Here is a 12,697-nt window from a genome sequence, read left to right on the forward strand (position 1 = left end):
AGCCATTTAAATAAATAGAATAAATATTCATTCATTTAGATTCGGACAACTAATAAAAGATTTAAATTTTTGACGACTTCAAACCTCTCAACATATCAAAGTTTGATCAGGATTATGTAAGTTTGCACAGAATTTTTTTATGGATAAACCAAACATCAAAGCATACTTTGCCTGGATTGCAATCTGTATAATCTGGGGTACGACCTATCTTTTTATCAGAATCGGAGTCGAAACTATACCGCCAATGTTGTTTGCAGGATTTAGATGGGTTGCTGCGGGTATATTTTTGATTGCAATTTTAGCTCTTAAAAGAAAGGCATTCCCCAAAAAAAATGATATCAAGCATATTCTGATAATCGGAGTTGCATTGCTTGGCTTAGGAAATGGACTTGTAGTTGTAGGAGAACAATGGATCGAAAGCGGATTAGCAGCTCTACTTATAACAACTGTGCCTTTTTGGATGGTTGGTGTTGAATCTTTACTTCCTAAAGGACCGAAGTTAAACAGATTAACAATCTTAGGCTTAATCGTGGGAGGTTTAGGCGTTGTATTAATTTTTGGCGGTGACTTAAAATACATTTTTGATTCAAAATATCTGATCGGGGTTATATGTATTCTCGGTGCAGTGGTAGCCTGGTCTTTAGGATCTGTATATTCAAAATATAAAAAAGTAAGTGTTCATCCCTTGATGAGCGCTTCAATCCAAATGCTGTTTGCCGGTAGTGTGCAAGTTTTATTAGGGTTTATTCTTGGTGAGTTTAATCAATTACAATTTACTCAAGATGGTTTTTTGTCTTTAGCATATCTAATTATTTTCGGTTCAATTTTTGGTTATGGTTCATACATATATGCGCTTGAACATTTGCCTCTCTCACTAGTTTCAACTTATGCTTATATTAATCCAATAATTGCACTCTTTCTCGGTTGGGTTTTTCTAAATGAACAATTGAATATTTTTATAGTTATCGCCTCTATTATAATAATTGCTGGAGTAGTACTGGTTAAGATTGGTAATAATAAGAGAACCCTGCTAAAGAGATTTTAATATAAAAATAGAAATAATTTTATAGATGCTGCTAGAAAACCTGCTCGTGAGTAAGACAATGAAGTGTTCCAAGTCCCCAAATCAAATCAACAGCATGAATTCCGATTACAGGACGATCCTGAAACAACTCAGATAAAATCCCCAATGCATTTTTGTCATTTGGATCATTAAAGGTAGGAACTAATACAGCGTAATTTGAAATATAAAAATTTGCATAACTGGCTGGCAGTCTTTCACCTTTAAAAAAAACAGGTAGCGGCATTGGCAATTCAACTATTTCTAAAGCAGTACCATCTTCAAGTCTTGCTGTTTCAAGAATCTCTTTGTTTTCCATCAAAGGAATATAATTAGGATCATTTGGATGAGTTTCAATAACTGTAACAACTGTATTCTTGTTTACGAATCTTGTTATATCATCGACATGTCCATGAGTATCATCACCAGCAATTCCTTTATTGAGCCAGATAACATTGTCTGCTCCAAGATATTCTTCAAAAACTTTTTCATAATCTTTTTTTGTAAATCCAGGATTACGCACCTGAGTTACAGAATCCATTAAACATTCTTCTGTAGTTATTATAGTACCAAAGCCGTTGTAATCAATGCTGCCGCCTTCAAGCACAACATTACGATTTTTGTATAAGGCTTTAACTAGTTTTAACCCAAGCTTATCGGAGATCATCGCCGGAATTTTATCATCAAGTTTGTAATTGTTATACTTTGCCCAGGCATTGAAACCGAACTTTATTAAAACAGTTTCATTCTTTTTATTTTTTACAAATTGAGGACCAGAATCACGAAGCCAGTTTCTATCCGTTGAAAGCTTATAGAATTCGATATTGAAAAAATCAGCATCAACAGCATTAAGTACTAATTCTGCCTTTCTTTGCTGCTCTTTTGACTGAACAATAATTCTAACTTTTTCTCCGCGTGATATATATCTTACAATCTCTCCATAAACCCATTGTATTGGTTGAAATTTACCAGGCCAATCTTGTGTATTTGCAGGCCAGCCTATCCAGGTAGCTTCGTGATATTCCCACTCTGCGGGTAATCTAAGTTTTGTTTTCATCTTTTAATTAATCAAATTTCTTTTTGAACAGATCTGCTAAAGTAATTGCTGAACTTTATTTCAGGAACCTTTCAGTTATATCGCTATAAGCATCAATTCTTCTGTCTCTCAAAAAAGGCCAATTGCGTCTTATATATTCAATTCTATCAATATCAATCTCAGCAATCAAAATCTCTTCTTTATCGTGCGACGCTTCTGCTATAATGATACCTTGAGGATCACAGATAAAACTTTTTCCCCAAAATTCTATGCCGGCAGAATCTTTTGTTTCCTTTTCAAGCCCAATTCTGTTAACTGAAGCAACATAAACTCCATTTGCAATTGCATGTGAGCGCTGTATTGTCTGCCAGCTTTCAAACTGTGGCTTACCGTGTTTTGCTTTTTCGTGAGGATGCCATCCAATTGCTGTTGGATAAAACAAAACGCTTGCACCTTGCAGCGCAGTTAATCTTGCACCTTCAGGATACCATTGGTCCCAACAGATCAATGTTCCGATATTCCCAAATTCAGTATCAAATGACTTAAAGCCTAAATCGCCCGGTGTAAAATAAAACTTTTCATAAAATGCAGGATCATCAGGTATGTGCATCTTGCGGTAAACACCAGATATTTCACCCTTTGTGTTTATTACAGCAATTGAGTTATGATAAATACCTGCAGCACGCTTTTCAAAAAGTGGAACAATTACAACAACCTTAAGTTTTTTTGCAATCTTAGAAATGACATCAGTAGATTGACCCGGAATAGTTTCAGCCAAATCAAAAAAATCAATGTCTTCTGACTGACAGAAATATTGTGAGCGGAAAAGTTCAGGTAAGCATATAACCTGTGCACCTTTTTTAGCTGCTTTCACTATCCACTCAACCGCTTTATTTAAATTATTGTCCAGATTTTTTGAAAGGCTAATTTGAATTAAACCTACTTTAAATTTTTTAGGATGGTTTTTCATATTCATCATAATTTGTTTTATGTGCAAATATAAAGTGATGTGCTGTTAAATAAAAAAACCCGGGATGTTAACCCGGGCTGCTGTATAATTAAAAACAAAATCTATTCGCTATAATGATCTTCTTCTCTGTCAGCACTGTACCTGTGAGCCAAATTTGATTCAGTAGCATCAATAGCAAAAATACCCTGTTTAATAAACTGATATAAAAGATCATTTTCAATCAGATAACCAAATCTTTTTTTGAACTCATCAATTGATATCCCTGCAGTTGCTGCTAATTTAGCCAGCTCATGCGGATCATCAAAATCAGCCTGATTTAATCTAAGCATATAATGCCGGGCTATATAAAAACTTTCAGATGCCGGGTCAACCATCCTCACCTTGGTTTTCATAGTTGTCGGATCAATTATATCTTTAAAATACATAGGCACGAACATACCGTTCTGTATTGAAACCATTGCACCGCTGCCTTCTGATAGGATAAACTGAGCAGCCGAAAAACCAAGGTCTCTGGTATATTCCATATCAAAAGGAATCGGGTCAGCGCATCTAAGTTCGTAACCAATATTTTTTGCAACTATTGTGGATTTTAATCCAAATTCTTTTAATCTCTCCTGAACTTTTGCCTTTAATATTTCGCCAAAATTTATCTCAGCAATCCGGATATTATCATGTGCATCTCTTTCAATTTCCACTAAAGTATCCAAGTCTGAAGTATCAAGATGTTCGACCAGCCCTTCCGCAATAATAGCAACACCATCAGGCTTACCGTAGCTTAATCTTTTAATGATTGCACCGACAAGAATATCTACGATATGCGATAACTTAATTTTTTTATTTGAAAACTCCTCGGGGATTAAAGTTAAGGTAGCACCGGTTGCTTTGCCAATTCCAAGCGCAAGATGCCCTGCTTTTCTACCCATTGAAATTACAAAATACCATCTTGAAGTTGTTTGTGCATCTACCATCAGATTTTTAACCAGTTCTACACCTATATGTCTTGCAGTATGAAAACCAAAAGTTGGAATTCCATGCGGCAGATCGAGGTCATTATCAATTGTCTTAGGAACATGAACAACTTTTATTCTGCCTGAAGCCATTTCATTTACCTTAAGTGCGCTGTAAGCAGTATCATCGCCGCCGATTGTAATAAGTTTATCAACATTAAGCCTTAATAAAGATATAACTGTATTTTCTAAGTGTTTAGGATCTTTAGTTGGATTTGCTCTTGATATTCCGATGTAAGATCCGCCTCTAAAATGGATTCTGCTTACACTATGAATAGTAAGTTCTCTTACATGACTGATATCTCCCTGCATTATCCATTGAAAGCCATCTTTAATACCAATAACATCAACTCCCTCTACTGCTGCTCTAATAGTTGTAGCACCGATAACACTATTAATGCCTGGTGCCGGTCCTCCACCTACTAATATTGCAAGTTTCTTAGGTGCATAGGTCATTTGTAACTACTCCTGTAAAATTTAATCAGATTATTATAATACTTTAAGCTTAGCAAATTTAAGCATTAATTGTTTAACATTGTTTCCTTCAAAATGAACTGTTGCTTTAGTCATATCTCCAGCTCCGGTAACATCAATAACTTTTCCTAATCCAAATTTATCATGCATTACTCTGCTTCCAATCTTTAGAGTTGTACCATCATTATCAAAACTTTCGTAATCAACTTTTTCAAAATATTCATAATACATTTCTTTTTTTGTTTTACGATTAGCTTTTCGGTTAAACCCGCCATTAAGTTCTTTATAGGTCTTAGGATCAAGTTCATCAATAAATCTTGATCTGCTTTGATAAGCTACTTCGCCAAATCTGTAACGAGATCTTGCATGTGTGATATAAGCTTTTTTCTGTGCACGGGTTAATGCCACATAAAATAATCTTCTTTCTTCACTTACTGATGCGTCTGACAAAAATTTGTTTGCAATAGGAAAAACCTCTTCTTCACATCCGCTGACAAACACGATTGGCCACTCTAAACCTTTTGCAGAGTGAACAGTTAAAAGTGTAACACAATTTTTATCCTCTTTATAATTATCAACATCTGCAATCAGAGAAACTTCCTCCAGAAATTCTTCCAGTTTAGCTTCTGTATTGACTTCAGAAAATTCATTTAAGGAAGCAAGCAGTTGATTAATATTTTCCATACGCTGCAGTGATTCCTGAGTTCCCTCTTCTTTAAACATGCGTATCAGAGCCAGCTCATCAACCATTGCCCTTGTAAGCTCGCCAACTGATAGTTTATCCTTTAATGAAATGTACTTATCTAAAAGTGTTTTGAATTGTTTTACATTTTTCTGAATTCTTTCTTTTATATCAATTACTTCAAACACTCTTCCCATAGTCTGAAATAAAGTAATATTATGTTTTCGTGCAAATGCAATCATACGGACAATTGTAGTACTGCCGATGCCTCTTTGAGGAAAGTTCATAATCCTAAGCAAACTTTCTTCATCATTCTGGTTGGAAATTACTCTTAAATAAGCAACTACATCTTTAACTTCTTTGCGTTTATAAAACTCCAGACCGCCAATAATCGTATAAGGTATTTTTTCTTTTCGGAAAATATCCTCCATTGCCCGAGATTGAGCATTTGTGCGATATAAAATTGCAAAATCTTTAAAGGATATTTTTTTCTTTGAAGCATCCTGCTTGATATATTTAGCAATCTGAGATGCTTCATCTTTTTCATCAGCACACTTAAGAAGCATTACAGGTTCGCCTTCTTCATTCTCAGTCCATAAAGTTTTAGGAACTTGTTCAGCATTATTTTTAATCACAGAATCAGCAGCTTTCAGTATCATCTTTGTAGATCTGTAATTCTGCTCAAGTTTAAATAATTTGAACTTTGGAAAATCCTTTCTGAAATCCTGCATATTGCCAATATTAGCACCTCTCCAGCTATAAATACTTTGTGCATCATCACCAACTACAGAGATCAATCCATTTTTAGATACTAACAGTTTTAACAATTCATACTGGGCTTTATTAGTATCCTGAAACTCATCAACCAGCAGATATTCAAATCGTGATTTATACTTTTGATGAATACTCTTCTTTTCATTAAAAAGCTCTATTGGTTTCAAAAGCAGATCATCAAAATCCATGGCATTAAATTCCACCAAACGCTTCTGATATTCAAAGAATACTTCTGAAATTTTTTCCTCAAGAAATGATTTAACCTGATTTTTCCGGTATTCTTCAGGCGTAATCATATAGTTTTTTAGAAAACTTATTCGATGACGTACTGAGTTTGGTGTAAATTTATCCAGATCAATATTCAGATCTGTCATAATATTCGATACAAGTGAAAGTGAATCAATAGTATCGTATATAGAAAAGTTACTTTTATAATTGATATGTTTTGCTTCAGTTCGCAATATCTTTGCGAATATTGAATGAAAAGTCCCCATCCATAAATTATCAGCTTTTTTGCCTATAAGCTCTTTAATCCTGCTCTTCATTTCATTAGCAGCTTTATTTGTAAAGGTAAGAGCCAATATAGATTCTGGTGAAAAATTCTTCTTTAATAAATAAGCTATTTTATAGGTAAGAACTTTTGTTTTACCGGAACCTGCGCCTGCAACAATAATTTGAGGTCCCTCAATATATTCTACTGCTTCTAATTGAGCAGAATTTAAATCCTTAAATTGATGCATAACTCTTTCTATTTTTTGGAAAAACAGGTGCAAATATACAAAAAGTGACCTCTAATAGAAAGAAATGAAGCCTCTAAAAAAAAATTAAAATTAATTGATACCTCTGAAAAATTGTTGTAAGGGTTATTCATAACTGGTTTCGGAACCAAAATAATCAGTTTATTATATAATTCATCATTTTCAGTAAGAATGAAATTATCTGCTTTTTAATTTTTGAAATAAATTTAAGATTCTTTTATCCATTATTGTCAGTATCAAAACCTCGGGTAATTAACTAACATTCCAGTTGAAGATAAACTATCACCGAAAATTTTTAATAATCATCATAGCCTTATCATAAAATGAAGGAATGCGAAATGTTTTATTCAGATTATTTTTTATGTACTGTTATAGAATATTTATGGTCATTCTATTGGTTATTTTTTAATAATTATTGGATAAAAGAATCATTAGAAATTTTTAAGTGTATCTTTCACTTCCTTGATAGCCCATTGCATAATAAGTATATTTGAATAAATAATGTTTGAAACTAAGGAGATAAATTGACAAAAGAGAAGGAACAAATAAAGAAATCAAACAGCGATAATTCACTTGTTGATGATATACCTTCAATATTACCGATTTTACCTTTAAGAGATATAGTAATATTTCCATATATGATTTTCCCGGTTTTAGTGGGTCGTGAGCAATCCATTAAAGCTGCTAATTATGCTTTAGATAATACAAAGTATATTTTCCTATCGACGCAAAGAAAATCAAGTATAGAAGATCCCTTACCAGCAGATCTTTTTCAGGAAGGAACAATTGCAAAAATTGTTCAGATATTAAAACTGCCAAACGGATTACTTAAAATACTTGTTGATGGTTTACTTCAGGGCAGAATAAAAAGATTTACAGATAATAAGAATTTTTTTGAAGCAGAAATTGAAGTAATAATTCCGCAGATTATTTTGGATCACGAGATGAATGCATTAGTCAGACAAATGACTCAGCTATTCAAGGATTATGTTAAGATAAGCCGTAACCTGCCAAATGAAACTATCGCTGCTTTTGATAATATAGAAGAACCGGACAGAAAAATATTTTATGCTGCTGCTAATATCAATCAATCGATAGATGTTAAGCAGAATATGCTTACCAAATTTGATCTTAAAGAACAATATTATGAAGTTATTAAAGTACTTAATTCAGAAATTGATATACTGAAAATAGAAAAAGAGATTGATACAAAAGTTCAGGAAAATATTGCAAAAACCCAGCGTAAGTTTATAATTCAGGAACAAATAAAAATTTTACAAGATGAACTTGGAGATGAAGAAGAAACTTCATCTGATTTTGCAAAGATAAAAGAAAAGATTGCTAAAGCTAAAATGCCAAAAGATGTGGAGACAAAAGCATTTGAAGAATTTAACAAACTAAAAAAAACTCCACCAATGTCGCCTGAATCAACAGTAATCAGAAATTATTTAGATTGGCTTGTTGATATCCCCTGGTCAAACAGAACTAAAGATAATCTGAATATAAAACATGTTCAGAAAATTCTTGATGAGGATCATTTTGGATTAGAAAAACCAAAAGAAAGGATTATCGAACACATTGCTGTTCTTAATCTTGTAAAAAATATGAAGGGACAAATATTATGTTTTGTTGGTCCTCCCGGAGTTGGAAAAACTTCGTTAGGTAAATCTATTGCCAGAGCTATCGGCAGAAACTTTGTCAGAATAAGTCTTGGCGGTGTTAGAGATGAAGCAGAAATCAGAGGTCATCGGAAAACTTACATTGGATCAATGCCCGGTAAAATAATTCAATCAATGAAAAGAGCAGGCTCAATAAATCCTGTTATATTACTTGATGAAATAGATAAAATGAGTATGGATTTCAGAGGCGATCCATCTTCGGCAATGCTCGAAGTTCTTGATCCTGAACAAAATAATACCTTTAATGATCACTACATCGAAGTTGATTACGATCTTAGTCAGGTTATGTTTATAACAACCGCAAATGTCAGATACAATATACCGTTGCCTTTACAGGATAGAATGGAAATAATTGAACTACCGGGTTACTTGGAATATGATAAACTTGAAATAGCAAAAAGGCATATTCTTCCTAAACAGCTTGCAATCCACGGAATAGAAAACAAGAATGTTACAATACCTGATGATTCAATTAAAAAAGTAATTTCTGAATATACCCGTGAAGCCGGTGTAAGAAATCTGGAAAGAGAGCTAGCAACGGTGTGCAGAAAAATCGCCCGCGATATTGTTTTGAAAGAATCAGGCAATGGTACAAAGAAAAAAACTCATAAGTTTTTTATTGATAATATCAAGATCGAAGAGTATTTAAAAACTCCGAGATTCAGAATTCACAGACACAGCAAGGTAAATAAAGTTGGAAGTGTTACTGGTTTAGCCTGGACAAGTGTTGGCGGCGAAATATTAACTGTTGATGTTACAATTATGAACGGCGGCGGTAAACTTACACTGACCGGACAGCTTGGAAATGTAATGAAAGAATCTGCTCACGCTGGATTAAGTTATCTAAGATCGAAAGCCAAACACCTTGGATTAAATCCTGATTTTTTCAAAGGAAAAGAAATACATATCCATTTACCTGAAGGCGCAATACCAAAAGATGGTCCTTCTGCTGGAATAACAATGGCAATGGCTATGCTTTCAGCTATAAGCGGTAAACCTGCCTCAAACAATGTTGCTATGACTGGTGAAATAACTTTGACCGGTTCTATCTTAGCAATTGGCGGATTAAATGAAAAGCTGCTGGCTGCAAAACGAAATGATATTAAAACTGTCTTAATACCTAAGGATAATGAAATTGATCTTAAAGAAATTCCGGAAAAAGTTAAAGAAAGTCTTAAGATTATTCCAATTTCAAAACTTGAAGAAGCAATACCATTTGTTTTCCCGGATATGAAATCAAAAAAAACACCGACTGTTAAAAGTCCTGTAAAAAAGAAAAAGTAATGGCTGAATCCTTACAGATAAATACTTTAGCCGCATTGGATGAGCAGTATGTTTTATTAATAAAACAGATAAAGAGTTTATTAAGCAAGAATGATCATCTTATAACTAATCTTGCTAACCTTGCTGCAGCATTAAAACAAACATTCAGTAAAATCAGCTGGGTTGGATTCTATTTGTTTGATGGAAATAAACTTTATCTTGGTCCGTTTCAGGGTAAAGTTGCTTGTACTGAAATAGAAATTGGAACAGGTGTTTGCGGAACAGCAGCACAAAAAAAACAAACTTTAGTAGTTAGTGATGTTGATAAATTTCCAGGTCATATTGCTTGTGATGCTGATTCCAAATCGGAAATTGTTGTTCCTGTTTTAAAAGATGGTAAGTTATTCGGAGTTTTGGATTTAGACAGCACAGATTACGGTTCATTCAACGAAACAGATAAATATTTTTTAGAAAAGATAACTGATTTTTTAAGCAAAGAAATTATCTAAATATTATGGAATATCAGGTAACTGCAAGAAAATGGCGACCCCAAAAATTTGAAGATGTTGTAGGTCAGGAACATATCACTGCTACATTAAAGAATGCACTTAAAAGTAACCGGATCGCACATGCATATATCTTTACCGGACCGAGAGGTGTAGGTAAAACAACAACTGCAAGAATTCTTGCCAAAGCTTTAAACTGCGAAAACTCAAAAGACTTTGAACCTTGCAATAAATGTGATATGTGCAGAGCTATTAATGAATCTCAAACATTGGATATAATTGAAATTGATGGTGCTTCAAACAGAGGAATAGATGAAATAAGAACTTTACGCGATTCAGTAAAATATGCACCGACACGCGGTAAATATAAAGTGTATATAATTGATGAAGTGCATATGTTAACAAAGGAATCATTTAATGCATTTCTTAAAACTCTTGAAGAACCGCCGCCGCACACTATTTTTATTTTTGCAACAACAGATATTCATAAAGTTCCTTTAACAATCATCTCCAGATGTCAGCGTTTTGATTTTAGAAGAATACAACTTGAAACAATTAAAAAAACTCTTAGCAGCATTGCACAGCAGGAAAAGATTTCAATTGATGATAAAACTCTTACTTTAATTTCCAAGAAGGCTGATGGTGCGTTAAGAGATGCTCAGAGTTTGTTTGATCAGGTTGTATCTTTTTGCGGTGTAAATATCAATGCTGAAACTGTTTCTAAAATGTTAAATCTGATTGACGAGGATTTATTCTTTAATATCTCTGATGCTGTATTAGAAAAAAACTATAACATTGTATTTGAAACTACAGATAAAATTTTTCAACACGGCTGGGATTTTATTGACTTCACAAATGGCTTGATTGAACATTTCAGAAATATCCTAACAGTAATTATTACAGAAAAAACTGAGCTGATCGAAACTGCAGATGTATTCAAAAAGAGATATATAAATTACATTCAGACTTTTTCCAAAGGTGATCTGCTAAGAATACTTAATTATTTAAATAAACTGCAGCAAGAACTCAGATATTCTAATAATCATAAGCTTAAAATAGAAATTGCACTTACAAATTTAGTTGGTTTGGAAAAGTCAGCTACACTGTCAGAGATATTATCACAAATCGAATCTCAAAATATTCCAGAAAAAAAAAGTAATTTCATTGACTCCGAGCCTGAAAAACAACTGCTAAAAAATAAAACTTCCATTCGTAGTCAATTACAAAAGAATGATACTGCAACCGACGCAAATATTAAAACGGAACCGTTTATTCCTCCAACCGTTGAATCCCAAGCCGGAATGCAAACAGATTTTAATCTTGGCAATCTGACTGATAAATGGCAGGATTTTGTGAATGTTGTATGCAATGAAAAATCGCTGCTATTAAGTCCCTTTTTCAGCAAAATAAAACCTGCAAACTTTGATGGGGTCAATCTTTATCTTGATCTTGAAGATGAAAATATGGAATCATCATTATTACTGCATCTTGATTATTTGACTAAGAAATCAAAAGAAATCTTTGGTAAAAAAATCAACTTTAAATTTGGTTCAGATTTAGCAAAAGAAAATAAATCAAACGAAAAATCCTCTGAAAAACTGAAAAATCGAGATAAATCTCAAAAAATCACCGATCCTTACGAAAAAATTATACTCGAAGAATTAAATGGAAAACAAATTCAGTAAGTATAATTCCTGAGTATTTTGATCTCCATAAACGTTTGATTATTAAATAGTTATAACTATTTTTGACGCCTATGTCAAAAAAGTTAATCATTGCCATAGACGGACCGGCTGGTTCGGGTAAGAGCACAACTGCAAAGCTTGTTGCTCAAAAGCTGAGCTATCTATATATAGATACCGGTGCGATGTACAGAGCAGTTACTTTGTTTGCACTAAGGGAAGGTTTAATTGGACAAAGCGATAAAATAATTGAGCTGGCTAAACAATTAGACATTGTTTTAGAATTTGTTGATGGTGAAACTAAAATTACTGTAAACGGTGAGGATGTTTCAAAAGAAATAAGATCTTTTGAAGTTAACAGTAATGTCAGTGAAATAAGTGCTATCCAAAGTGTGAGAGAGATACTTGTAGAAAAACAGCAGAAGATGGGAAAAGATGGCGGTGTTGTAATGGAAGGACGTGATATAACAACAGTTGTTTTTCCTAATGCAGATATTAAAATCTTTTTAACTGCAAGTATTGACCAAAGAGCAATAAGAAGAGCTAAGGAGTTTTCTGAAAAAGGTAATAGTGTTCCTTTAGAGAAAGTAAAAGAAAATCTTAAATCAAGGGATTACATTGATTCTCATAGAGAAGCAAGCCCTTTAACAAAAACTCCGGACTCAATCGAAGTTGATACATCTGATATTACGATTGAACAGCAGGTTCAGAAAATATTGGATTGTGTAAAAGAAAAACTAAAATGATTATAAATTAAGCCGTTTTAACTAATGTTAAACTAAACAATCTGTTTCTCTAAGTATTAC

General features: G+C 33.3%; 9 protein-coding genes. 5 read left to right on the plus strand and 4 right to left on the minus strand.

Annotation, left to right across the window (positions count from 1 at the left end):
* The first annotated feature begins 139 nt into the window (after positions 1–139).
* Positions 140–1,045, plus strand: coding sequence for an EamA family transporter (locus ROY99_13585; GenBank protein ID MDT3697410.1), 906 nt, complete (start codon positions 140–142; stop codon positions 1,043–1,045).
* 31 nt (positions 1,046–1,076) lie between these two features.
* Here ROY99_13585 and ROY99_13590 read toward each other — a convergent pair whose 3' ends face one another.
* From ROY99_13590 to ROY99_13605, 4 genes are all read right to left on the minus strand, one after another.
* Positions 1,077–2,117 (minus strand): agmatine deiminase family protein, encoded by a 1,041-nt coding sequence (locus tag ROY99_13590; GenBank protein ID MDT3697411.1) that lies wholly within the window; start codon positions 2,115–2,117, stop codon positions 1,077–1,079.
* Positions 2,118–2,172: 55 nt separating this feature from the next.
* The gene (locus ROY99_13595; protein MDT3697412.1) at positions 2,173–3,066 is read right to left on the minus strand and encodes a carbon-nitrogen hydrolase; all 894 of its coding nucleotides are present in this window, start codon (positions 3,064–3,066) and stop codon (positions 2,173–2,175) included.
* A 101-nt stretch (positions 3,067–3,167) separates the two neighbouring features.
* Positions 3,168–4,529, minus strand: a complete 1,362-nt coding sequence (pfp, locus tag ROY99_13600) for a diphosphate--fructose-6-phosphate 1-phosphotransferase (protein ID MDT3697413.1) — start codon at positions 4,527–4,529, stop codon at positions 3,168–3,170.
* 33 nt (positions 4,530–4,562) lie between these two features.
* Positions 4,563–6,743: a UvrD-helicase domain-containing protein gene (locus ROY99_13605; GenBank protein ID MDT3697414.1), complete on the minus strand. Its 2,181-nt coding sequence runs from the start codon at positions 6,741–6,743 to the stop codon at positions 4,563–4,565.
* Positions 6,744–7,285: 542 nt separating this feature from the next.
* On the opposite strand from ROY99_13605, the gene lon reads away from it, so the two are divergent.
* From lon to cmk, 4 genes are all read left to right on the plus strand, one after another.
* A complete protein-coding gene (lon, locus tag ROY99_13610) occupies positions 7,286–9,724 on the plus strand; it encodes an endopeptidase La (protein MDT3697415.1) in 2,439 nt (812 codons plus the stop codon).
* A complete protein-coding gene (locus ROY99_13615) occupies positions 9,724–10,212 on the plus strand; it encodes a GAF domain-containing protein (protein MDT3697416.1) in 489 nt (162 codons plus the stop codon). The genes lon and ROY99_13615 overlap by 1 nt, the downstream gene beginning before the upstream one ends.
* Before the next feature lie 5 nt (positions 10,213–10,217).
* Positions 10,218–11,894 (plus strand): DNA polymerase III subunit gamma/tau, encoded by a 1,677-nt coding sequence (gene dnaX, locus ROY99_13620; protein MDT3697417.1) that lies wholly within the window; start codon positions 10,218–10,220, stop codon positions 11,892–11,894.
* Positions 11,895–11,965: 71 nt separating this feature from the next.
* Positions 11,966–12,637 (plus strand): (d)CMP kinase, encoded by a 672-nt coding sequence (gene cmk, locus ROY99_13625; GenBank protein MDT3697418.1) that lies wholly within the window; start codon positions 11,966–11,968, stop codon positions 12,635–12,637.
* The last annotated feature ends 60 nt before the right edge of the window (positions 12,638–12,697 follow it).

Origin of the sequence: Ignavibacterium sp., assembly GCA_032027145.1 — a bacterium.
Classification (GTDB): domain Bacteria; phylum Bacteroidota; class Ignavibacteria; order Ignavibacteriales; family Ignavibacteriaceae; genus IGN3.